Origin of the sequence: Robiginitalea marina (assembly GCF_024006985.1) — a bacterium.
Classification (GTDB): domain Bacteria; phylum Bacteroidota; class Bacteroidia; order Flavobacteriales; family Flavobacteriaceae; genus Robiginitalea; species Robiginitalea marina.
The window spans coordinates 180629-204039 of sequence record NZ_JAMXIB010000001.1 but is presented as its reverse complement, the minus strand read 5'-3'; the positions used below and the strand labels follow the sequence as shown (position 1 = coordinate 204039).

The window sequence follows — 23411 nt, the reverse complement described above, 5'->3', positions numbered from 1 at the left end:
CTTTTGAAAAAAATTGCCTTATGCCTGTCAAAAAAAATCGCTTCCCGCTAGTCTTTTCACTTGCAACCCTTGTGATGGTCGGATGCGGCGGGAATGGGAATCCCCAAGCGGAACCCGCCCCGCCCGCAGCAACGGTAAAAGAGGAAGGTGCCCCTCCGAGGCCACTGAGCCCGGAATTCCGGGAATACTGGTATGCCGGCGTGGCCGAGGTGAGCAGCTATGCCCTGAAACAGGCGCGTTACGGGGAATTGCGGGACGGGGAAGCGGTGCTGATCTACGTTACCGAGCCTTTTAACCTGGAAAAACAGGTTAAGGCAGAGCAGTCGGGCCAGGGGACAGCTTCGGTTTTAAAACTCAACCGGGCAGGTAAATTCCTGACCGGGGTGTACCCCTACTCTATCATGAGCAGTATATTTTACCCGGTGGCAGACACCGGTCACGCCCTTAAAATATCCACTTCCGTCCAGGAATGGTGCGGCCATGTCTACATGCAACTGAACAACCGGGAGGCTTTTGAAGTGCAATCGCACAGTTATTTTGAAGGGGAAGCCGACCAGAGCCTGTCTTTGCCAAAATCCCTCCTGGAAGACGAGCTTTGGGCCCGCCTCCGTTTTGGCCCTGATTCCCTGCCCACGGGGACGCACGAGGTGGTCCCTTCCATGGAATACCTGCGCCTGAAACACCAGCCCGTCAAAGCGTATTCAGCAACCCTTACCCTCTCGGAATCCGGGCCGCAAAGGACCTATACCCTGACTTATCCGGAATTGAACCGCACTCTCCAGATCCATTTTGGGGGGGAGTTCCCCTACCCGATTGAGGGGTGGACGGAAACCACCCCTTCCGGATTCAGGCCCGACAGCCCGATGATCACCACCACGGCCCGGCGAAAAGAAACCCTGAGGACCCCTTACTGGCAGAAAAACTCCAATGCCGACGTATCTTTACGCGATACCTTAGGACTGCACCTGCCATGAAAGACCTCCTGCTAACCTATCAAAGCGAACTCTTCAGGACCCTCCTGACCTTCCTGATCCTGGGCATTACCCGCTTTATTTCCATCAAAGCCATCCGTAAAGTAGGGCGGATCAGCGACATTAATGAAATCCGCACGCGTCTGATCGTCAAATACGTAGTGGTCGGACATTCCATGTTATTCCTGGCTGCCCTCCTGCTGATCTGGGGCGTGAGCATCAAAGATCTCGGCCTGATCCTCTCTTCCGTACTTGCCGTGATCGGGGTGGCCCTTTTTGCGTCCTGGTCTATTTTGAGCAATGTGACGGCCGGGGTGATCCTGTTTTTTTCCTTTCCCTTTAAAATTGGCGACCGCATAAGGGTTTGGGATAAGGAACTGGAATACCACGATGAATTCATTATTGAAGATATCAGAGCCTTTCACGTCCACCTTCGCAAACCAGACGGGGAACTGGTCACATACCCGAATAACCTGCTCCTTCAGAAGGCCATTTCCCTGCTGGGGCCCCTTGACGAAGACACGGAGGGAAGCGAGGCCGTCTAGGTGTTAAAGAAGTTCTAAAGTACCGGGCTGGCTGGCATATCTTGCTATCTTTGGGAACCGACTAAACCCATCCCGATATGCGTGTTTTCCTGCGGTGGATCCTACTGGGGATTTCCCTTTTCCCCCTGGCGGGATTGGGGCAGGCCCCTCAACCCCCGTCATCCGTAAAGCTCTACAACGACCTGCAGAAACTAAATTTTCTGGGTTCTGCCCTTTACATCGCCGCCCACCCCGACGATGAAAATACAAGGCTGATTTCCTACCTCTCCAACCACGTCCATGCCCGCACAGCCTACCTTTCCCTGACGCGGGGGGACGGGGGGCAAAACCTGATCGGGACGGAGCTGAGGGAACTGTTGGGCGTCCTTCGCACCCAGGAGCTCCTGGCTGCACGGGATATCGATGGGGGAGAACAATTTTTTACCAGGGCCAACGACTTCGGGTACTCCAAGCACCCCGATGAAACCCTCCAGATCTGGGACCGGGATGAGGTCCTCTCCGACGTGGTACGGGTGATCCGCACCTTCAGGCCCGACGTGATCATCAACCGGTTCGACCACCGGACCCCGGGAAGTACGCACGGCCACCACACCTCTTCAGCGATTTTGAGCACGGAAGCCTTTTCCCTGGCTTCGGACCAAAAGGCCTTCCCGGAGCAGTTGGACAGTCTCGATCCCTGGCAGCCCGGCCGGTTGTTTTTCAATACCTCCTGGTGGTTCTACGGAAGCCCGGAAAAATTTGAGAAGGCCGATAAATCGAGGCTAATCGGCCTGGATATAGGGGTTTATTACCCGGAGCGCGGGCTTTCCAACAACGAGATTGCCGCAATGGCGAGCAGCCAGCACCGCTGCCAGGGATTCGGGAGGCCCAATGTCAGGGGCTCGGAACTGGAATACGTGGAATTGCTGCAGGGCAGCATGCCTGCCACCCGGGACCTTTTTGAAGGGATCGACACTTCCTGGGGGCGCCTTGAAGGAGGGGCCCCCATTGGAAGCATTCTGGAAGGGGTTGCGGCCACCTTCAACTTCAGCGACCCCTCTGTGCACCTGCCCGAACTGCTGAGGGCCTACCAACTCCTTCAGGGACTGGAAAATTCCCACTGGAAAAGGCTTAAAACAAAAGAACTCACCTCCCTGATCGCAGGGGTGGCGGGCCTTTACGTGGAAGCCGCATCGGCCACCCCCTATGCAAACCCCGGGGAGCTGGCCCCGGTACAGCTTGAAGTCGTAAACCGGTCGCGGTGGGACATGGAATTGCTCCGGTTCCACCTCGACCATGGGAGCTCCAACGACAGCGCCGTCCGATTGCCCTCCAATGAGCGCGTACTCCTGGACGCTTTCGTAACCGTGCCTGCAGACCACCCGGGGACGTCCCCATACTGGTTGCGGGAACCGGGAACACTGGGCATGTATAAGGCCCCGGATCCGTCCCTGATCGGGAAACCGGAAACCCCGGCAGCGTTTACGCTGACCGCTTCCCTCTCGATCGAAGGGGTGCCCGTCACCTTCGAAACCCCGGTGATACACCGGTACTCCCAGCCAGACAAAGGGGAACTTTACCGGGCCTTTGACATCATCCCAAAGGTCACTACCGCTTTTGACGAGCAGGTGGCCCTCTTTCCCTCAGCCCATCCCCGGCAGGTGCAATTGACGATCAAATCGCAGGCCGAAAGGGTCCGGGGTACCGCTTCCCTGCAAATCCCGGAAGGGTGGAACATGGAACCAAAAAAACAGGAGTTTTCCATTGACGGAAAAGGAAACCAGCAAACCATTCGCTTTACCCTGCTCCCGCCTTCCGGGGAAAGCCAGGGCTTTGTGTCCCCCCGGGTAACCTTAAGCGGCGGCATTCCCGGAGATACCCGGGTTTATGACAAAGAACTGGTCACCATCGCCTATGAGCACATCCCCACCCAGACCGTCCTGCTCCCGGCAAGCCTGAAAGTCGTGCGCCTCGATGTGGAAAAAGCGGGACAACATGTCGGCTACGTCATGGGGGCCGGGGATGCCATCCCCGAAAACCTGGAAGCCATCGGCTACACCGTACACCCGCTCGCCCCGGCAGATATCACCCGTGAATCCCTGAAGAAAATGGATGCCGTGGTGGTGGGGATCCGTGCCTACAACGTTTTGGATGAACTTCCCTTTAAACAGGAGCTCCTTTTGGATTATATCCGGGAAGGAGGCACACTTGTGGTGCAGTACAACACCAGTGGTCGTGGCTCTATGGACTTCAGCGATATGGCCCCTTACCCCCTGAGGCTTTCCAGGGACCGGGTCTCGGATGAATCCGCAACCGTGCGTATCCTGAACAGGGAACACCCTGTGCTGAATTTTCCGAACACAATAGATGCGGGCGATTTTGACGGATGGGTGCAGGAACGGGGCCTTTACTTCCCGGACGAGTGGGATGGCGCCTATACTCCGATCCTCTCGATGAACGACCCGGGGGAAACGCCCAAAGAAGGCGGATTACTGGTGGCCCGTTATGGAAAAGGTCACTACATTTACACCGGGCTGAGTTTTTTCAGAGAACTCCCGGCAGGGGTTCCCGGGGCCTTCAAACTTTTTTCAAACATGCTTTCCATCGGGAAGGCACCTTTAAAGGATCGCAGTGGAGCTAAAGGATGATATGAAAGAAAAGATGGTTTGGAAACGGGAGTATACCCTGGTCCTTATCCTCAATACCCTTTATATCCTGATCTTTTACTTCATTATGACCGCGAACGCTTGATATGGCTGCAATCGATTGGATCATCCTGTCCACCACCCTCCTGTTCATTGTGGCCTATGGGGTATGGAAGACCCGGGGCAGCCAGGACGTGGATGATTATGTCCGCGGCGGCAACCAGGCCAAGTGGTGGACGGTAGGCCTTTCGGTGATGGCCACCCAGGCGAGTGCCATCACTTTTCTTTCCACCCCCGGGCAGGCCTTCCACGACGGGATGGGTTTTGTGCAGTTTTATTTCGGGCTTCCCCTGGCCATGATCATTATCTGCCTGGTTTTCGTACCCATATACCACCGTTTAAAGGTCTACACGGCTTACGAATTCCTGGAAAAGCGCTTCGACCTGAAAACCCGGACCCTAACAGCCATCCTCTTCCTGTTGCAACGGGGCCTGGCGGCAGGGATTACCATCTTTGCCCCTTCCATTATCCTTTCCGCTGTTTTGGGATGGGACCTGGGGACCCTGAATATCATCATTGGTATCCTGGTGATCATCTACACGGTGTCGGGTGGCACCCGGGCCGTGAACGTTACCCAGAAACAGCAAATGTTCATCATCATGCTGGGGATGTTCATGGCTTTCTTCTTTATCCTGGGCTACCTGCCTGCCGACATCACTTTTGGGAAGGCCCTTAAGGTGGCGGGCGCCAGTGAAAAACTGAATATCCTCAATTTCGATTTCGATACCGATAGCAGGTATACCTTCTGGAGCGGCATTACCGGGGGGATGTTCCTCATGCTGGCCTATTTCGGGACCGACCAGAGCCAGGTGCAGCGGTACCTTTCTGGCAAATCGGTCAGGGAGAGCCAGCTCGGGCTAGTTTTCAACGGCCTGTTAAAAATCCCCATGCAGTTCTTTATCCTGCTGGTAGGGGTAATGGTTTTTGTCTTCTACCAGTACAACGCCTCGCCCCTGAATTTCAACCCGGCGGCTACCCAGGCAGTACAACAGTCTGAATTTGCGGAAAATTACAGCCGACTGGAGGAAGCCCACAGGGAACTCGAAAAGGAGAAGAAAATGGCCCAGGATGCTTTTTCCAAAGCCCTGGACCTAAAGGAATACAACACCACGGTCCACGCCAGGGAGCAAATCATGGCCATCAATAAAATGGAACGGGTAAACCGGGAAGTGGCCCGGGAACTCATCCTAAAAGCCGATCCTTCGGTGGAAACCAACGACAAGGACTACGTGTTTATCCACTTTATCCTGAATAACCTCCCCAGGGGCCTTATCGGCCTGCTGCTGGCCGTGATCCTTTCGGCAGCCATGTCGTCTACGGCTTCAGAACTGAATGCTTTGGGAACCATTTCGGCCCTGGACCTCTACAAGCGAAATAGAAAAGGGGAACGGGAACCCAAACACTATGTTAGGGCCTCCAAGCTCTTTACCCTACTCTGGGGGGTGATCGCCATCCTGATTGCCTGTGTGGCCAGCCTGTTCGACAACCTGATTCAACTGGTCAATATTATAGGGTCCATCTTTTACGGGAACGTCCTCGGGATTTTCCTACTGGCCTTTTTCTTCCGTTACGTCCGGGGCAATGCGGTATTTATTGCCGCCATCGTTACCCAGATCATGGTCATCATCGGCTTCGAACTCGACTGGATGTCTTACCTCTGGCTCAACGCCTTCGGGTGTACTTTGGTGATCGTCCTGGCCCTTGCCCTGGAAGCTTTTGACCGCACCTTGAACCCCCCTCCCTTAAGGGAATAAAAAAACCCGGGCGACTGGCCCGGGTTTCTGTTATATCAAGTGGTCAAGCTTTACATAGCCCCCCACTCTTTCAGGGAATCCTGGTTCATTTTCACATAATCGGCGTTGCCGGCTTTCTGGGCAGCAGCCAGGGATTTTTTGGCAGCCTCTATGGCCCCTTTCCGATCGCCCATCTTTGCGTAAATCAGCGATTGTTGCCTGGCCATCCAAAAAGCGTCGGGGTTCATCGCCACGGCCTTGTCGACCCATTCCTTTGCCTTTGAGAGGTCGAGGCCTTCCTGGTAGTAATAAGAGGCAGCGGAGAAATAATCATTGCCTGATGGACCTCCCATAGCCGTTTCGATGCTTTTCATGGCCTTGGCCTTTGTGGGGACTTCGAAGGGCACCTGCACCGTGGTGTTTTCCCAATGGATACTCAGGGTTGCCCCGTTGTTGGTAAGGTCATCCACGGTCATGGTAAAGGTTTCCACCGGCCAGGGGGTTTTCTTCACGGGAACGCTGGCCATTGCGGCAACCTTGGATTCGTCCCATTCGGCCGGGGTGCCCCAGTTATTGGTATCGGAATAAAAATAGACTTCCCATGCATCAGCGCCGGGTTTGGTAAAAATAGCATAGGTATCGGCTTTCACTTCATTTCCCGCAATGGTCACAGGGTCGCTGAAAGACACGGTTGAATTGGCATTGGCCCCGGTGCGCCAAAGGGTGCCATAGGGAACCAGGTCGCCGAAAACCGTACGCCCGCGCATCGATGGCCGGGAATAGGTTACGGTTACTTCAGTGAGCCCTACCATTTGATTCAGGGTGGATGCAGGGCTGGGTGCCGGGGTTTGAATTTGGGCCTGCCCCCAGGGTGCCAGGGCTAAGGCAAATAAAAAGAGGATGATTTTTCTCATTGTTGAAGGTCTTTTAGGATTCCTTCAAAACTACAGAGAAAGGCAGGGGTGAATTGTTAAAAAAAACTTAAATAAGAGGCTGTTGCCCAAAGGCTTCAGTAGCGTACAAAGGGTTTTGACAGCCTCTGGTCAGGCAGGAAAACCGTAAGGTAATACACCGCCCTGCCCAGGGCGGATACATCTACCTGGCCCGGGACCACCCCCCTGCCCTGCTCCAGGAGGACCAGCCTGCCCGCCGTGTCAAAAACCGCTTGGGCCATGACCGGGGAACCCGCTCCGAGTTCATAGCGGAGCAGGCCCGAGCCGGCCGGGCCGTAAATGACCAGTTCCCCTCCCGGAGTTGTCTCTCCCGGGTTGCTCCCGGGTCCACCGTCCTCCTTTGGCGGATCCGGCGGGGAATCCACAGGGGGGCTGCCTTTGCCCAGGTCTATGAGGAACAGGCCGGCCGGAAGCGTACCCAGGGGGCTCGAAAAACGTTCGGTGCTTACGAATATCTTGCCCAATGCCCCCTCAGCGATACCTTCTGCCTGGGCGAAACCCCAATCCGGTTGAAGGCGTTCGGTGGCCCCCGGGAACCCGCCCGCAGGGGAAGCGGCCGGCACGTGGATCAAAAACGGTTGCAGCCGGGTGCTGTAGCCCAATAATAGAAACCCATTTCCCCCCTGAATCGGGGTGGCCCCGGTAACGAGGCCCCCCGCGGCATAATCCGCCACGCGGGTTGCCAAGTGGCTGCCGGGCGTCTTGGGCAACCGAAAAGCCGCCGTGCCCTGTCCCTGCCATTGTTTGGTGAAAATCCAGAGGAAATCCCCCGCAACCAGCAGGGCCTCTGCGTCCCAATCGCTGTTTGCGGTACCGGAAAAATCGGTTTGCCCTTCATAGGCGAAGGAGATTATTTCGGCTTCTAAAGCATCGGCTGACAGAAAATCGGATTTGGAAACGCGGAGGATGCGCAGGTCCCGGCGGGCCCCCAGGTTATTGCCTATATCGGCGATATAGATATAGTCCCCATCCTGGGCAAGGTCCTCCCAGTCGGTATTCCCGGCATTAGTCACGGTAACCCTGCGGACCAAACGGAGCGAAGTGGTGTCGAGGACAAAAAGGTCCGGGGTGTTCCCGGAATCATTGATGGTCACCCAATGCTCCCCCACGAGCAAAAGCCCGGAACTTTCCTGGATGCCTTCGGGAAACTCCCCCTTCCACTGCACGGTAAGCTGGGCGAAAAGGGCCCCGTGGAACAATCCTCCCAGTAAAAAAGCGACAAAATATCCCCTGGCCTTCATTGGGCCCTAAAGTACGAAACAAGGCGCGATATCCGGAAGGGAAACGAGAAACAGCCCAATCCAGGCGGTAAGGTGCACCAAAACCGCGGTTTTATAACTTGTTTAACACATAAGATTTATTCTTAAACAAAATGGATGTATCTTTGCAAAAACAGCCATGAAACTCTATCGACTCTCCGCCCGACAGTACCTTCCCATCCGCCCGGAGGTGGCCTGGGAATTCCTTTCAAACCCCGCCAATCTGCAAAAGATCACTCCTTCCCATATGGGGTTCAAGATCCTTTCCGGGGCCGACCAGCCCATGTACCCGGGACAAATCATACAATATTCGGTGGCTCCCGTCAAAGGGATCCGAATGCGGTGGGTAACGGAAATCACCCATGTAAAGGAAGGGGCTTACTTCGTGGATGAGCAGCGTTTCGGGCCTTACAGGCTATGGCACCATAAGCATTTTATCGCGGAGGTCGACAATGGGGTGGTCATGGAGGACCTTATCGACTATAAGCTCCCTTTGGGACCCCTTGGCCAACTGGCGCAGTCCTTTTTTGTAAAAAAACAACTCACCGGAATATTCCGCTTCAGGGAACGTGTTTTGGCGGAACGTTTCGGAACCCTGGCAGGGAAACCCTCATCCCTGTCTATAGAAACCATTTAACACTATGAAAAAGAACCTCCTGATTATAGGTGGGTCTTCAGGCATTGGCCTGGAGCTCGTCAACCTTTTAAAAGACCAGTACCAGATCACCGTGGCCTCGCGGACCCCGGGAGCCCTGGAAGACATGGGCATTTCCCACCTCCCGCTCGACGTCACCGCCGATGTCATGGACCTGAGCGGCCTTCCTGCATCCCTGGATGGCTTCGTCTATTGCCCGGGCAGTATCAACCTGAAACCGTTCCGGATGTTGAGTCCTGAGGCATACCGGGAGGACCTGGAGATTAATTTCCATGGGTTGGTACGAGTGCTCAGAGAAATCATGCCCCGCCTGTCCCCTGGGGCCAGCCTGGTATTCTTCAGTACGGTGGCCGTGGGGAGCGGAATGCCCTTCCATACCAGCGTAGCCGCAGCAAAAGGGGCCGTGGAAGGGTTTGCCAGGGCACTGGCCGCGGAGTATGCCCCCCAGTTTCGGGTGAATGTAATTGCCCCATCCCTGGTGGATACACCCCTTGCCGCACGCCTGCTGAACAATGAAAAAAAGCGCGAAAACATGGCGGAGCGCCACCCGTTGAAACGGGTGGGCACCCCGGCCGATATCGCCCATATGGCCGCTTTCCTCCTCTCCGATGACAGCAGCTGGATGACCGGACAGGTCCTGGGCGTAGACGGGGGAATATCCAGTTTGAACATCAGTTAAGTGCAGCAACCCGTTTCCATTTTCTGGTTTCGCCGCGACCTCAGGCTTGAAGACAACCACGGCTTGCTGCGCGCCCTTTCAGCTGGGTTCCCGGTAATCCCCCTTTTTATTTTCGACCCGGAGATCCTCGGGGAACTGCCCCGGACAGATGCCCGGGTGGGTTTCATCCACCAGCAATTACAGGAAATGGATCGGGTGCTGAAACAAAGCGGCTGCGCCATGCAGGTGCGGCAGGGCACCCCTTTGGAGGTGTTCAGGGACATGCTGGCGGAGTATGAGGTAAAAGCCGTCTTCACCAATCGCGACTATGAACCCTATGCCCGCGAGCGCGACGGAGAAATCGAGTCCCTGCTCAGGCATTCGGGCATCCCGTTCCACACGTTTAAGGACCAGGTGATTTTTGAAATGGGGGAGATTTCCAAGGAAAAAGGGGACCCCTATGTGGTCTATACCCCCTATATGAAAAAATGGAAGGCGGTCTTCAGGACTGCCGGGCCGATACAAGCCTTCCCGTCAGAAGATCGCCTGTCGGGCTTTTTTAAGGGCGGGGAACAGGGCTTTCCCTCCCTGCAGGAAATCGGCTTTACCCCTTCGCCCCTAAAGGTGCCGGCTTACAACCTTTCCGGGACCCTGGTGGAAAACTACGAAAGGACCCGGAATATCCCCGCTGTGGAGGGGACCTCCCGCCTGGGCCCCCACCTGCGCTTCGGGACCATTTCCATCCGAAAGGCCCTGAAAAAAGCCCTGGAGGCAAAAAATGAAACCTTCTGGAATGAACTCATCTGGCGGGAATTTTTTATGCAAATCCTCTGGCACTTTCCCCATACTGCCCGGGAAGCCTTTAAAAAGCCTTACGACCGCATCGCCTGGAGGAACCGGGAAGAAGATTTCGAGCTTTGGAAAAACGGCCAGACCGGCTACGCCCTGGTCGATGCCGGGATGCGCCAGCTGAACCAGACGGGGTACATGCACAACCGGGTGCGGATGCTCACAGCGAGTTTCCTGTGCAAGCACCTGCTGATTGACTGGCGTTGGGGGGAAGCGTACTTCGCAGAAAAGCTCCTCGATTACGAAATGTCCAGCAACGTGGGCAACTGGCAGTGGGCCGCCGGAAGCGGAGTGGATGCCGCCCCGTACTTCCGCATCTTCAACCCCATCACCCAGGCCGAAAAATTCGACCCGCGCCACCAGTACATCCGCCAATGGGTGCCGGAATACGGCAGCCCCGACTACCCGCCGAAGATGGTAGAACACACCAGCGCGCGAAACCGTTGCCTGGAGACCTACAAGGCAGCCCTTGGTTAATCCCGGGGGGGCAATAATTGCCCGGGAATCTGGATTTCATAGGATTTTTTTTGGTACTTTTAGGGGCCATCGCAGCGCAGATGGCCTCCTGCTGAAACCAACCCTTCCTATGAAAAAAACCCTGTTGACCCTGTTTGTGTTGTTCCCTGCCTTCGGCCTGTTGGGACAGAAGATTACCCCCGCCAAGAAAACCATCCTTGCCTCGGTGGAAAAGCACCGCGACGCCCTGATTGCCATTAGCGATTCCATCTGGGCCATGGCCGAAACCGCATTTCTCGAAACCGGATCTTCCGACCTGCTGGCAGACTATGCCGAACAAAACGGATTTACGGTGACCAGGGGCGTAGCGGGGATCCCTACGGCCTTTACGGCCACTTATGGCAGTGGGCAACCGGTGATCAGCGTACTGGGGGAATACGATGCGCTTCCGGGCATCTCCCAGAAAGCGCAGCCAACCAAAGCCCCCCTGGAGGAGGGGGCGGCCGGCCACGGATGCGGTCATAACCTCTTCGGGACCGCCAGCCTGGCCTCCGCCATCGCAGTAAAGGAATGGATGGAGGAAAAAAAGATCCCCGGAACCGTTAAATTTTTAGGGACCCCGGCCGAGGAAAAGTTCTTTGGGAAAATCTGGATGGTCCGCGAGGGCCTATGGGATGATGTGGATGTCAACCTGAGCTGGCATCCAGGGGCCAGCACGGAAGCAGATGTGCAAAGCACGCTCTCCCTGGTGGATTTCATCGTGGAATTCAAAGGGCAGGCAGCCCACGCCTCCGCCGATCCCTGGAACGGCAGGAGTGCTTCCGACGCCCTGGAGCTCTATACCACCGGGATCAACTATTACCGGGAACATATCAAGCCCACGGTGCGCATCCACTACCACATTCAGGATGGCGGACAGGTCGTGAATGTGGTCCCCGACTATTCGAGGATCTGGGTGCGGGTACGGGATACGAAGCGAAGCGGGTTGATGCCCGTCTATGAGCAGGTCAAAAAAATGGCCCAGGGGGCTGCCATCATGGCCAACGTAGAGTATAATATTTCCCTGGTTTCAGGTATATACGAGGTCCTGGTCAACCGGGCGGGCGGGGAGATCATGCAGAAGAACCTGGAACTGCTGGGCCCCATTCCCTACACGGAGGAGGAAGAAGCCTTTGCGAGGAAAATACAGGAAGCTACCGGGAAGCCCATGGTGGGTATGGACAGCGCCATACGCCCCCTTGAAGAAACCAGGGAACATCCTGGGGGAGGCTCCACGGACGTGGGGGATGTAAGCTGGAATGTGCCCAACATAAACCTCGGGGTTACCGTGGCCCCCAAAGACACCCCCTGGCACTCCTGGGCTGTGGTGGCCTGCGGTGGAATGAGTATCGGCCATAAGGGGATGTTGCAGGCTGCAAAAGCCCTGGGGATGACTATGGTGGACCTTTTTGAGAACCCGGCCCTGGTGGAAAAAGTGAAAGCTGAGTACCGGGAGCGTAAGGGCGACGAGGTCTACGTGCCCAACATCCCTGATGGCCCTCCTCCCCTCGAGGCGGCCAGAAATCAATAATCTTAAATAATTTTTCAAATAACCTTAATAACATCCCAAACCATGGACCACTCTTCTGAGCAAACCGAAGTACAAATCATGCCCGGCGGGCCCATCCTCGTAAAAGGTATCCTCCGCGTGACACAGGCAGATGGAAGTATTGAAACCCGGGAAGGCAATACCGCCTTTTGCCGCTGCGGGGCCTCTTCCAAAAAACCCTTTTGCGATGGCACCCACCGAGCAGTTGCTTTTGAATAGGCGGCCTGGTCCGGGGCACAGCAAATTTATGGCATGGGCCAAAATCGCCCTGATCTGCCTGGCCTTTTCCTGTAAGGCCACCGGGCAGGAATTCCAGTTCAGGGTAGACCATTTTGCCCTGGTGGTGGAAGACCTTCAGCAGGTAGGCGACTTCTATGCAGGGGTGCTGGGGCTGGAAGAAATCCCGCACCCATCGGAACCTACCGGCTTTCGGTGGTTTCGCATCCAGGGCGATTCCCAGCTCCATCTGATTGGCAGGAAAGCCGTGTCCAAAGAAGACAATAAAAGCGAGCACCTCTGCCTGTCCGTTAATGACCTGGACGGGTTCATAGCCTTCCTCAATGAAAAAGGGGTACCCTTCTGGGACTGGCCAGGGCAGGAAGGGGCCATAACCCTGAGGGCCGACGGGGTCCGGCAGATTTACCTGCGCGACCCTGAGAATAACTGGATTGAAATCAATACCGCCTCTTATGAAGGGCCGGGCAGGTCCTGAGGGCGTAACCGATATTGTTTATGGCATTGAAAACCTTTCCCCTTGGCTTTCCGTGGGACACCTCGGACCCCTTTTTGTTCTGTGTACACCACCTGGACCACTATCCCAGGGGCAATGCCGACCTTGGCCCGGATGCATCCCTTGAAGGACGGCCCCTGGGCAATGATTTTACCCTGAAAGAAGGCTGGAGGATGTACCATGGGCATACGGTGCCCGGGTTCCCCTCCCACCCCCACCGTGGTTTTGAGACCATTACCATCGTCACCCGCGGGTATTGCGACCATTCCGATTCGCTCGGCGCTGCCGCCCGATTCGGGCAGGGCGATGTACAGTGGATGACGGCAGGCAGGGGCGTACAGCATTCGGAAATGTTCCCCCTGCTGGATTCCCACGGGCCCAATACCCTCGAGTTATTCCAAATCTGGCTCAACCTTCCCCGGGCGAACAAACTGGTGGAACCCCATTTTAAAATGCTCTGGGAAGAGTCCATCCCGCGGGTCGCCGGACCCGGCTGGGAGCTCCGACTGGTCGCCGGTACTGTACAGGGGGTTACCGCCCCCGCCCCGCCCCCGGATTCCTGGGCCGCAATCCCGGAAAACGATGTAGTAGTCGCCCTGGTATCCCTGGAACCCGGGGCTGTTTTCGATATCCCGGAAGGGGCCCTCGGAAGCCACCGGCGGATTTTTCTTTTCGAAGGTGGCGGGATTTCCGTGGAAGGACATCCCGTGCAACCCGGACAGGGTGCGGAATTGCCGGAAAAGAAGGTGCGGGTTACCTGCGGGCCGCAGGCCTGCCGCTTTCTTTGGTTGCAGGGAAAGCCGATCGGGGAACCTGTTGCCAAATACGGGCCTTTTGTAATGAATGAACCGGAAGAACTAAACCGGGCTGTGGAAGAATACCGGCTTACCCAGTTCGGGGGTTGGCCCTGGCCGTATCCCGATCATGTCCACCCCGGGGAAAAAGGGCGCTTTGCCCAATACCCCGATGGCTCCCTAACCGAAAAGTAAAGCGGTCGGGGACGCCTTTCCACGCGATATTCCAAAGCTGAGCCCTTAAACGCGGGTAATCTTTGCCCCGATGGCGCGGAGCCGCGTGTCTATGGCCTCGTAGCCCCGGTCAATCTGCTCGATGTTGTGGATGGTGGAAGTTCCTCTGGCCGACAGGGCGGCAATCAGCAGGGACACGCCCGCACGGATATCCGGCGAAACCATGGTGGTCGCCTTCAGGGTGGATTTAAAATCATGCCCGATCACCGTAGCCCTGTGGGGGTCGCAAAGGATGACCTTTGCCCCCATGTCGAGGAGTTTGTCGACGAAGAACAACCGGCTTTCAAACATTTTCTGGTGAATAAGGACTTCTCCCCTGGCCTGGGTGGCCACAACCAGGATGATGCTCAGCAGGTCTGGCGTAAGGCCCGGCCAGGGGGCATCGGCGATAGTGAGGATGGACCCATCTATAAAGTTCTGGATCTCATATCCTTTTTTGTGGGCGGGGATGACGATATCGTCGCCGCTTTTTTTCAGGGTTATCCCCAATTTCGCGAAAACCGAGGGGATAAGCCCGAGATTTTCCCAGCTCACGTCCTTAATGGTCAGTTCGCTCCGCGTCATGGCCGCCAGGCCAATCCAGCTCCCGATCTCGATCATGTCGGGCAACATCCGGTGTTCGGTGCCGCCCAGGGAGGTTACCCCTTCAATGGTCAGGAGGTTTGACCCAATCCCGGAGATCTTTGCCCCCATACGGTTGAGCATCCTGCACAATTGCTGCAGGTAGGGCTCACAGGCCGCATTGTAGATGGTCGTGGTCCCTTCCGCCAGTACGGCGGCCATTACAATATTGGCCGTACCTGTAACGGAGGCTTCGTCCAGCAACATATAGGTCCCCTTCAGCTTTTTGGCTTCCACCCCATAGAAATGCTCCTCCCGGTTGTAGCGGAACCGGGCGCCCAGTTTCACGAACCCTTCAAAATGCGTGTCGAGCCGGCGCCTTCCGATTTTGTCGCCCCCGGGCTTGGGGATATACCCCATGCCAAAGCGGGCGAGCAGTGGGCCTACCAGCATGATGGAACCACGCAACCCGCGGCCATCGGTCTTGAATTGCTCCGACTGCAGGTACCCGAGGTTGACTTCATCGGCGCGGAAGGTGTAGGAACCTTTCCCCTTTTTCTGGATTTTTACGCCCAGGTCTTCCAGGATGCCTATAAGCTTGTTGACATCGAGGATGTCGGGGATGTTGTGTATGGTCACGGCCTGGGGGGTCAACAGGACGGCACAAAGGATTTGAAGGGCTTCGTTCTTGGCTCCCTGGGGCGTAATTTCCCCGTGAAGCTGGTGCCCTCCCTCAATTCTGAATGTTCCCATGGATACTAATACCGCTTTTTGCCCCTGGCGGGACGCTGCACTTTTTTACCTGACAGGGCCCTGCCTGATTTGGCCGGCCGTTGTTGTTGCTGTTGCTGCTTGAGGAACTGGCCGCTTTCGGTTAGGTTTTCCCCATCCGCTGCCAGGTCGATCTCCCCATTGCTCAGTTCGTGGAGGTGTGCGAAAATTACCTTGTCATCTACCATGTCCTTGTTCCAGTTCAGGTAGCATTTTTTCATGTGGTTGGCAATAGCCAATTCGAGGCCGGCGCGTTTGTCGCCTTTCTCCCACTTCACGGCCTCATCGATCATCCTCTTGATGTTGTTGCCGTAAAACCGGTATTTCGGGAAGTTCTGCGGATAAGGGAGCGGATCGGGCCTGGCCTGGAGCAATTCCTTGCTGGGGATCGGATAGGGTGAATCCACATCCAGTTTGAAATCGGACATGATAAAAAGCTGGTCCCAAAGCTTGTGCTGGAAATCGGGAACATCGCGGAGGTGGGGCTGCATATTCCCCATATGGCTAATGATGGCCCGCGCAAGGCGGTTCCTTTCTTCCCTGTCCTCGGTTTCCACGGCAAAGTCTACCATTTTCTGGAAATGGCGGCCGTATTCAGGGATGTGGAGGTGCGGGCGTTCGGTATTGTACTGAAGGTTTTCTACTGCGTTCAACGGATAAAGGATGTATGTTTTAGGGCAATTTCCGGGGCTTCTCCCCGGCCTGCAAAGTACCAAATTAAAATGATATGGCCATGGTCAGAGGGAGATAACTCCTTCCACCTTTCCTACGGCCACATATTTCTCAATCACCTGGTCCGGATGGTCATAATAGACGGTAATGGACAGGCTGGTGTATTTGCCGGTCTTCGATTGTTTGGACTCCACCACGGCCCCGGTATTATCAAAAATGGCCTGGATTTGCGCAATTTTTTCCGTATCGGTCGGGATGATGAACTTAAAAAGGTATTTTGACGGCCACTCGGTATCGTTGAGGAGTTCTTCCCTCAGGCGGCTGTAGAAGGCTTCCGGATCCTGCTGCTCCATTTTATCTTTTTTGCAAATATACGCCAAAGCTACGGGTTGAACGAGCCGGGCGGATTGCGTACTTTTGCCTTCAAGCACCCAAAAGGCAATGGCAAGGCGGATTGTAATCACAGGGGGGCCCGGGACAGGGAAAACCGCCCTGGTCAGGGAACTGGAAGGCAGGGGATACGTCTGTTTCCACGAAATCATCAGGGAAATGACCCTGGAGGCCAAAAAAGGACGGGACGGGACGGAACCCCTGATAAATCCCCTGGCCTTTGTATCGGATCCATATGCCTTTAACCGCAAAATCCTCCACGGGAGGATGCAGCAGTACCAGCATGCCTCCCAATTGCAGGAGCCATTTGTATTTTACGACCGCGGCATCCCCGATGTTATTGCCTACATGGATTATTTCGGGCAGGGCTATTGCGAAGAATTCACCGGACCCTGCCAGGATTTGCGCTATGATGCAGCCATCCTGCTCCCGCCGTGGGAGGAAATTTATACCCGCGACGAAGCCCGCCTGGAAAGTTTCCAGCAGGCCTGCGAAATCCACGATTACCTTGCCCGGAGCTACGCCCGGTGCGGGTACCGGGTACAAACCCTGCCCTCGGGATCTGTGAAGGACCGGGCAGAAAACCTATTGGGAATGATTCAGCAGTGGTATGGATAAGGCCCCTAATGAAATACTCAGGCAGTACTGGGGCTACCCGGGGTTCCGGGGTTCCCAGGCGGAAATCATCGCCTCCGTCATGGAGGGAAGGGATGTTATTGCCCTGCTCCCGACCGGTGGAGGCAAATCCCTTTGCTACCAGGTCCCCGGCCTGGCCATGCCCGGCCTGTGCCTGGTGGTCTCTCCCCTGCTGGCCCTGATGGAAGACCAGGTTGCGGATCTCAAGGCCCGGGGCATTCGGGCCATGAGCCTTTCCGGAAAGCTTCGGCAGGAGGACCTGATTCGAAAACTCGACAATGCCGAATTCGGGAATTTTGATTTCCTGTACCTTTCCCCGGAGCGCCTGGGGCAGGACCTCGTACTGGAGCGCCTGAAAACCCTCGAGATAAACCTCATCGCCATCGACGAGGCCCACTGTATTTCGCAATGGGGGTTTGACTTTAGACCGGCGTACAGGAAATGCGCCATACTGCGCGACCTGCATCCGGGAGTCCCCATGATGGCCCTTACGGCCACGGCTACCCCCGAAGTCCTCACAGATGTCGAGAAATCCCTGGCCATGCAGGCGCCGCGCACTTTCAGGGATTCGGTCCACCGACCCAATATTGTGTATTCCCTCCAGCCAACCGAGGACAAAAACTACCGCCTCAGGAAATTGCTGGGGGAGCATCCGGGTAGCGCCATCGTATACGTGCAAACGCGTCGGGCCACCGTGGCTCTGGCCTCCTACCTCAACGGGCAGGGCATAAAGGCCGATGCTTTCCACGGGGGGCTCGATGGCGATCGCAAAAGCAAGTTGCTGCGCGACTGGCAGGGCGGTTCCCTTAGGGTCATGGTCGCCACCAATGCCTTTGGGATGGGGATTGACAAGGCCGATGTGCGCCTGGTGGTGCATTATGAAGTCCCTGAAACCCTGGAACACTATTTTCAGGAAGCCGGCAGGGCAGGGCGCGATGGGAACCCGGCCCGGGCCGAACTGCTCCTGGCCCCCGGGGATATTGCCCGCAGCCGGGAGCATTACCTTGGTAGCCTGCCCGAGGTCAGGGACGTGCTAAGCACCTACCGGAAAATAAACGCCTTTTTCAAACTCCCCTACGGGGAGCTTGCCGAGGGCCCTTTTTCCTTTCGCTTTTCGGATTTTTGCGAAACCTATCACCTGCCTGTGCCCGAAACCTTCAATGCCCTGGAGCTGCTCGACCGTCAGGGGGTCCTTTCCCTTTCGCAGCAATTCTGGCAGGCCACGCGCGTGCAGTTTATCTGTGGTAAAGACACCCTTTGGAACTACATGGATACCTACCCCGGCCTGCAACCTGCCATTCAGGTGCTGCTCCGCACTTATGGGGGGGTATTTGATTTCCCAACCCCTCTGGACCTCCGTTCCCTGGCTGCCCGGTTATCGGTCACGGAAACAACCTTGCTGGAGTACTTGAAGCAACTTGAAAAAGACGGCCTTCTGGAGCTGGAAACCGCGCAGGGCGACCTTGAAATCCGATTTTTGGTCCCCAGGGAAGACGAGCGGACCATTTATGCGCTGTCTGGCGCCATCGAACAACGTCTGAAGGTGAAGCGCGAAAAGGTCGGGCAGATGGCCTCCTACCTCACCAACGACCGCGTATGCAGGCAGGTACAGCTGCTGCGGTACTTTGGGGAAATATCGGCCCAGCCCTGCGGGTCATGCGATGTCTGCCAGGCCAAGAAGCCCCTCGATGCAAAGGCCCTCCGGGAGGTGGAAGAAGCCCTCCTCAGCGCCCTACGGCAGGGCCCGAAAACCTCGCGGGAACTCCTGCAAACCACAGGGCAGCCTGAAAGCGCAGCCCTGAACTGCCTCCAACGCCTCCTCCACAAGGGCACCCTAGTCCTCGGAGCCGAAAACCAATACTCCCTGTCATGAAAAACGACCTTAGAATTGCCTTTATGGGAACCCCCGAATTTGCCGTAGCCTCCCTCAGGGCCCTGTTGGAGTCGGGGTATTCCATTCCCGTGGTGGTTACCGCCCCGGACCGGCCCGCCGGCAGGGGCAGGAAATTACAGCCTTCAGCGGTGAAGGTCTTTGCCCTGCAGCATGGGATTGAGGTCCTGCAGCCGGAGCGGCTTAGGGACCCCGATTTCCTGGAACAGCTGAAGGAACACCGGATTAACCTGCAGGTCGTAGTGGCCTTCAGGATGTTGCCCCGCGAGGTATGGTCGCTTCCGCAGTACGGGACCTTTAACTTGCATGCCTCCCTTTTGCCCGATTACCGCGGGGCTGCACCCATCAACTGGGCCGTTATCAACGGGGAAACCCGAACCGGGGTAACAACTTTCTTCATCGATGAAAAGATCGATACCGGGAATATCATCCTCCAAAGGGAAACCGCAATCGGCCCCGGGGAGAGCGCCGGGGAACTCCACGACCGCCTGATGCACCTGGGGGCGGCCCTTGTGGTGGAGACCGTAGGGCGGATCGCCGCAGGCAACCTCGACACCAGGGCCCAGAAACATCTTCAGTCGTCCAAACAAGCCCCAAAACTGGACCGTGAAAACTGCCGGGTGGCCTGGACAGAACCCACCGGGCAGCTGTATAATAAAATCAGGGGGTTATCGCCCTACCCCGGGGCGTGGACATTTTTAGAGCATGGAGGCGACCTAAACCCGGTTAAGCTTTTCAAGGCGGCAGAGGCAGAAATCCCTGAACAGGGAGATCCCGGGCAAATCAGGATTAAGGGGCACCGGTGGTTTGCTGCCACCGGGAACGGGTGGCTTGAAATCCTGGAATTACAGCTTCCCGGAAAAAAAAAGATGGCCGCCAGGGAGGTCCTTAACGGACTGGAACTGCAGGTAACCTCACGGTTTCTGTGAGCCCCCGTCCTACAAGGCTTTCCAAGGGACACCCGGAATCCGGGCCTGTTATCAACAATGCTTCGAAGTTATTAACAAAATCGGGGATTTCCCCCGGATTTACTTGCGTCACCCGCAAATCCGTATAATTTTGTTTGCGCTTTGCAATATATAACAACTCTTAATTCTTTTAAATTATGAACAAGACTGAATTGATCGATGCTATGGCTGCCGATGCCGGTATTACCAAAGCTGCTGCAAAAAAGGCCCTTGAATCTTTCCTGGGCAACGTTGAGGGCTCTCTGAAAAAAGGAAACCGCGTTTCCCTGGTAGGATTCGGCTCCTGGTCCGTTTCCAAAAGGAATGCGCGCGAAGGAAGGAACCCTTCTACCGGAAAAACCATCCAAATCCCTTCCAAAAAGGTAGTGAAGTTTAAGGCCGGATCAGAACTGAGCGACGCTGTGAACTAATTAAAACTGGTTTTAACCAGTTCAAAAGCACCCTGCGGGGTGCTTTTTTTATTTTGTCAATTGAAGGGATTATCCTATTTTTAAGTAGATAAGCCGATTCCGACATGGTAGGTTTAAAGCCGAAAAAGGGGAAATTGTTGATCGCAGAGCCTTCGCTCACCGGGGACGTATCCTTCAATCGATCCGTTGTACTGCTGGCCGAACACAACAAGGAAGGCTCCGTGGGGTTTATCCTGAACAAGCCCCTGAATTACAGCATGGACGACCTGGTGGAGGAAATCCGGATCCCTTTTCCGGTGTTCAACGGGGGCCCTGTGGAACAGGATAACCTCTATTTTATCCATAATGTTCCGGAGCTGATCCCGAATTCCATTGAAATATCGGATGGGATCTACTGGGGGGGCGATTTCGAGATCACCGTTACCCTTATCAATACGGGGAAAATCAGCCAGAACGAAATCCGTTTCTTTCTGGGCTATTCGGGCTGGGCCTCTTTCCAGCTCGATCAGGAACTCGACTCCAGGTCCTGGATTGTGGTATCCAACAAATACGAAAGCGCTATTATCCGCAAATCAACCCAGGCTTTCTGGAGGGAAAAAATGATGGAACTGGGCGGCCAGTACCTCCTTTGGTCCAACGCCCCGGAAAACCCCAGCCTGAATTAAGCCTCTGTAAGCACCAGTTCATTTAGCCCTCGGGTAAAATATTCCGAGGCTTCCGTTCCATATACGGCCTTCCTGTAGTGGGTAATGGGCTGTATCCCCGTCAGGGAGTCCAGCAGGAAGAGTTCATCGGCCTGCTGCAGTTCAAACGGGGAAACCACCGCCTCGGTTATTTCATAAGGATTTTCAGCCCATTTCTGTTTCAACAGGACCTTCCACAATACCCCCTCGGCACAGCCGCTCCCCTGAGGCGGGGTCTTGATCTGGTTGCCCTTCCTCAGGAAAAGGTTACCGTGAATGCCCCCGGCGACTTCTTTTCGGTGGTTGACCAACAAACAGGTATCCAACCCGTTATCGCGGGCATAAATGCTTGCCAGTACCTGGGGCAGTTTACCCGCATGGTCGAGCCGCGACAGCCCGTCGGCCTGCAGGTAATAATCCCGGAACAGGTCGGCCGTAAAGGGGGTGGCCCCCAGGGCAAAGGTTGCCTGGGCAAGGGGGGTAGCTTCGATCAGGTATGAAACCTCAAGGGATTCAGGCAAATACCCCACCCCATCCTGTCTGAAGACGGTCAGGCGGACCCCTGCAGGCTTCCCGGAAAGGCCGGCAGCCGTTAGGGTTTTGTCGATTTCTTCCTGGAGGAACTCCAGGGTGAATTCCATGGGGATCTCCATCCTCAGTTGTCGCATGGAAGCCATCAGCCTGAAATAGTGCGACTCGAGGAAAAGGAGCGATTTCCCGGTGGATTTGATGCGTTCAAAGAGGGCGTCACCATAACGCAGGCCCCGGTTGTGGTGGTTTGTAAAATGACTGGAAGCGGGAAGCAGGTCCCCGTTGAAATTGACCATAAAAAAAGCCTTGTACTTGCAAGGCCAAAGATACGGACTTCTTTCCGGAAGGGTCAGGCCGACCCCAGCACTTGTTTTAGGTCAGATACCTGGTTGGACCACAGCATTTTGGCTTCATCCACTTCATCTTCTTCTGCAAAGTCAGTAATAAACAGGGATACATCCTTGGTAATCTCGTCCACCAAGATCCGCATTTCAAAATAGCACCCATCCTCACTGGTTTCCCAGCAGAAACGCACAAACTCATCCGTCTTGCGCTTCAGCAACCGCGCGTCTTCCTCAGACCCGTCCCAGATGAAGGTAAACCGCTCTCCCCTGGAATTTACATTGTCGGCGAACCATTCTGAGAGCCCGGAAGGCGTGGAGAGATATTGGAACAGGAGCTGTGGGGAAGACTGGATGACAAACTCAAGTTCAAATTTTGTTTTCTCGCCCATTCGAAAAGCAGTGTTAAGTCTCCGGGCAATATATTGATTTATGGATGATAAAAAAATAAATCCAAAAAAACTTTTTGGGCAGTCATTTTTGACCGGGCAAAAATAATCGAGTATATTTGCCCCCGCTTTGCAGGCTTTAGGGCCTTGTCTGCAGGGAGGTACGCCTCCCTGTTCAAAGCAATCCGGCGAGGTAGCTCAGGTGGTTAGAGCGCAGGATTCATAACCCTGAGGTCGGGGGTTCAATTCCCCCCCTCGCTACTACATTTGAAGCCATTTGATTGAAGGATCAGATGGCTTTTTTGTTGGGGATATTTCCTAACTTGTATGATCTGCCAAGCCACTTTAACAAAGTATCCAATCAGCCCTCAACAATGGGTGGGCTCATTAATTAAACCGGCTTCAAGGTTTACTTACTTTTTCAGGTGCGTATTGCTGTAATTCGGGAAGAAGGGATTTATATACATTTCTATCCCCATTGATAATATAAACCTCTTTGCCCGAGCTAATTGCCATTCCGGTAAGCACTCCAATGGTAGCCCCAAGGATGGCATACCCTGCCCCTATCGCCTCTGCGTCGATAAAGCCAACGTCGCCCCCTGCCAAACCTGCAGTTCCCCCAATCACGGCCCCGCTTAGGGCCCCTATCCAGGCGCCTTTGCCAACCTTTCCGCGTCTCCTGACTTTTATTTCCTGAAGGCTCTCGGGAGAAAATCCCAACTTTGCCAAATCTTCCCCAAGGATCACAAATAGATCCTGATTGGCAGCATAAAGGGTTCCCCGGATATTCGTTTTATCCAACAAGGTGACCCAGACTTTATAGGTTCTTACCCTTTGGGCATCTACCGCAGTGAGGGTGAAAATGAAGAGTAGCAGGCACAAGGGACGGAGCGTTTTCATAACGGCGGTAATTTCAACATAACAATTTCGGGCAAGGTGCCAGATAAATGAACTGTTTCTCACAGACAATGATAGGCGAAAACGTCGGTTTTGATCGAACCTTCGCTTAATAAAAGTCAAACCCCATTTGAAGCCAAAGCGAAAAAGGCCGCTTTAGGA

At 55.2% G+C, this 23411-nt stretch carries 24 protein-coding genes and 1 tRNA gene; 17 read left to right on the top strand and 8 right to left on the bottom strand.

Annotated features, from left to right (window positions below; genetic code table 11):
* Positions 1-20: 20 nt before the first annotated feature.
* From NG653_RS00860 to NG653_RS00845, 4 genes are all read left to right on the top strand, one after another.
* Positions 21-974: a septum formation inhibitor Maf gene (locus NG653_RS00860; protein ID WP_252739763.1), complete on the top strand. Its 954-nt coding sequence runs from the start codon at positions 21-23 to the stop codon at positions 972-974.
* The gene (locus tag NG653_RS00855) at positions 971-1516 is read left to right on the top strand and encodes a mechanosensitive ion channel domain-containing protein (protein ID WP_252739762.1); all 546 of its coding nucleotides are present in this window, start codon (positions 971-973) and stop codon (positions 1514-1516) included. The genes NG653_RS00860 and NG653_RS00855 overlap by 4 nt, the downstream gene beginning before the upstream one ends.
* 77 nt (positions 1517-1593) lie before the next feature.
* A complete protein-coding gene (locus tag NG653_RS00850; RefSeq protein ID WP_252739761.1) occupies positions 1594-4143 on the top strand; it encodes a PIG-L family deacetylase in 2550 nt (849 codons plus the stop codon).
* Between the two features lie 104 nt (positions 4144-4247).
* Positions 4248-5954, top strand: a complete 1707-nt coding sequence (locus NG653_RS00845) for a sodium:solute symporter family protein (protein ID WP_252739760.1) — start codon at positions 4248-4250, stop codon at positions 5952-5954.
* A gap of 50 nt (positions 5955-6004) precedes the next feature.
* Here NG653_RS00845 and NG653_RS00840 read toward each other — a convergent pair whose 3' ends face one another.
* The gene (locus tag NG653_RS00840; protein ID WP_252739759.1) at positions 6005-6847 is read right to left on the bottom strand and encodes a DUF2911 domain-containing protein; all 843 of its coding nucleotides are present in this window, start codon (positions 6845-6847) and stop codon (positions 6005-6007) included.
* A 95-nt stretch (positions 6848-6942) separates the two neighbouring features.
* Entirely contained in the window at positions 6943-8127 is a 1185-nt protein-coding gene (locus NG653_RS00835; protein ID WP_252739758.1) for a hypothetical protein, read from the bottom strand.
* Between the two features lie 157 nt (positions 8128-8284).
* Here NG653_RS00835 and NG653_RS00830 point away from each other — a divergent pair, with 157 nt between their 5' ends.
* From NG653_RS00830 to NG653_RS00800, 7 genes are all read left to right on the top strand, one after another.
* On the top strand, positions 8285-8782 hold the full coding sequence (locus NG653_RS00830) for an SRPBCC family protein (protein WP_252739757.1): 498 nt from the start codon (positions 8285-8287) through the stop codon (positions 8780-8782).
* Between the two features lie 4 nt (positions 8783-8786).
* On the top strand, positions 8787-9479 hold the full coding sequence (locus NG653_RS00825; RefSeq protein WP_252739756.1) for an SDR family NAD(P)-dependent oxidoreductase: 693 nt from the start codon (positions 8787-8789) through the stop codon (positions 9477-9479).
* The gene (locus NG653_RS00820) at positions 9480-10784 is read left to right on the top strand and encodes a cryptochrome/photolyase family protein (protein ID WP_252739755.1); all 1305 of its coding nucleotides are present in this window, start codon (positions 9480-9482) and stop codon (positions 10782-10784) included.
* Positions 10785-10893: 109 nt separating this feature from the next.
* Positions 10894-12333: an amidohydrolase gene (locus NG653_RS00815; RefSeq protein WP_252739754.1), complete on the top strand. Its 1440-nt coding sequence runs from the start codon at positions 10894-10896 to the stop codon at positions 12331-12333.
* 42 nt (positions 12334-12375) lie between these two features.
* Complete coding sequence (locus NG653_RS00810) at positions 12376-12570, top strand: CDGSH iron-sulfur domain-containing protein (protein WP_252739753.1); 195 nt, start codon at positions 12376-12378, stop codon at positions 12568-12570.
* Positions 12571-12598: 28 nt separating this feature from the next.
* Positions 12599-13063 (top strand): VOC family protein, encoded by a 465-nt coding sequence (locus NG653_RS00805; RefSeq protein ID WP_252739752.1) that lies wholly within the window; start codon positions 12599-12601, stop codon positions 13061-13063.
* Positions 13064-13083: 20 nt separating this feature from the next.
* On the top strand, positions 13084-14070 hold the full coding sequence (locus NG653_RS00800) for a pirin family protein (protein WP_252739751.1): 987 nt from the start codon (positions 13084-13086) through the stop codon (positions 14068-14070).
* A 45-nt stretch (positions 14071-14115) separates the two neighbouring features.
* On the opposite strand, the gene murA is transcribed toward NG653_RS00800, so the two are convergent.
* The 3 genes from murA to NG653_RS00785 all read right to left on the bottom strand — a co-directional run bounded on the left by murA (position 14116) and on the right by NG653_RS00785 (position 16466).
* Positions 14116-15423, bottom strand: coding sequence for a UDP-N-acetylglucosamine 1-carboxyvinyltransferase (murA, locus tag NG653_RS00795; RefSeq protein WP_252739750.1), 1308 nt, complete (start codon positions 15421-15423; stop codon positions 14116-14118).
* A 5-nt stretch (positions 15424-15428) separates the two neighbouring features.
* Positions 15429-16094, bottom strand: a complete 666-nt coding sequence (locus NG653_RS00790; RefSeq protein ID WP_252739749.1) for a DUF4290 domain-containing protein — start codon at positions 16092-16094, stop codon at positions 15429-15431.
* A gap of 84 nt (positions 16095-16178) precedes the next feature.
* The gene (locus NG653_RS00785) at positions 16179-16466 is read right to left on the bottom strand and encodes a DUF493 family protein (RefSeq protein WP_252739748.1); all 288 of its coding nucleotides are present in this window, start codon (positions 16464-16466) and stop codon (positions 16179-16181) included.
* Between the two features lie 88 nt (positions 16467-16554).
* On the opposite strand from NG653_RS00785, the gene NG653_RS00780 reads away from it, so the two are divergent.
* The 5 genes from NG653_RS00780 (at position 16555) to NG653_RS00760 (ending at position 21073) form a co-directional block, all read left to right on the top strand.
* A complete protein-coding gene (locus NG653_RS00780; RefSeq protein ID WP_252739747.1) occupies positions 16555-17121 on the top strand; it encodes an AAA family ATPase in 567 nt (188 codons plus the stop codon).
* Positions 17114-19012 carry a RecQ family ATP-dependent DNA helicase gene (locus NG653_RS00775; protein ID WP_252739746.1) on the top strand — a complete coding sequence of 633 codons (1899 nt, stop codon included), beginning with the start codon at positions 17114-17116 and terminating at the stop codon, positions 19010-19012. Before NG653_RS00780 ends, NG653_RS00775 begins: the two co-directional genes overlap by 8 nt.
* The gene (gene fmt, locus NG653_RS00770) at positions 19009-19959 is read left to right on the top strand and encodes a methionyl-tRNA formyltransferase (RefSeq protein ID WP_252739745.1); all 951 of its coding nucleotides are present in this window, start codon (positions 19009-19011) and stop codon (positions 19957-19959) included. The genes NG653_RS00775 and fmt overlap by 4 nt, the downstream gene beginning before the upstream one ends.
* A gap of 176 nt (positions 19960-20135) precedes the next feature.
* A complete protein-coding gene (locus NG653_RS00765) occupies positions 20136-20408 on the top strand; it encodes an HU family DNA-binding protein (protein ID WP_252739744.1) in 273 nt (90 codons plus the stop codon).
* 104 nt (positions 20409-20512) lie between these two features.
* A complete protein-coding gene (locus tag NG653_RS00760; protein ID WP_252739743.1) occupies positions 20513-21073 on the top strand; it encodes a YqgE/AlgH family protein in 561 nt (186 codons plus the stop codon).
* Here NG653_RS00760 and NG653_RS00755 read toward each other — a convergent pair.
* Positions 21070-21918 (bottom strand): aminotransferase class IV, encoded by an 849-nt coding sequence (locus tag NG653_RS00755; RefSeq protein ID WP_252739742.1) that lies wholly within the window; start codon positions 21916-21918, stop codon positions 21070-21072. The two genes, NG653_RS00760 and NG653_RS00755, sit on opposite strands and share 4 nt — an antisense overlap.
* Before the next feature lie 53 nt (positions 21919-21971).
* A complete protein-coding gene (locus NG653_RS00750; RefSeq protein ID WP_252739741.1) occupies positions 21972-22355 on the bottom strand; it encodes an START-like domain-containing protein in 384 nt (127 codons plus the stop codon).
* 184 nt (positions 22356-22539) lie between these two features.
* Between NG653_RS00750 and NG653_RS00745 the strand changes: the two genes are divergently transcribed.
* Positions 22540-22613 (top strand) — tRNA-Met (locus tag NG653_RS00745).
* Between the two features lie 141 nt (positions 22614-22754).
* Here the strand turns inward: NG653_RS00745 and NG653_RS00740 are convergent.
* Positions 22755-23252 carry a hypothetical protein gene (locus NG653_RS00740; protein WP_252739740.1) on the bottom strand — a complete coding sequence of 166 codons (498 nt, stop codon included), beginning with the start codon at positions 23250-23252 and terminating at the stop codon, positions 22755-22757.
* Positions 23253-23411: the final 159 nt, after the last annotated feature.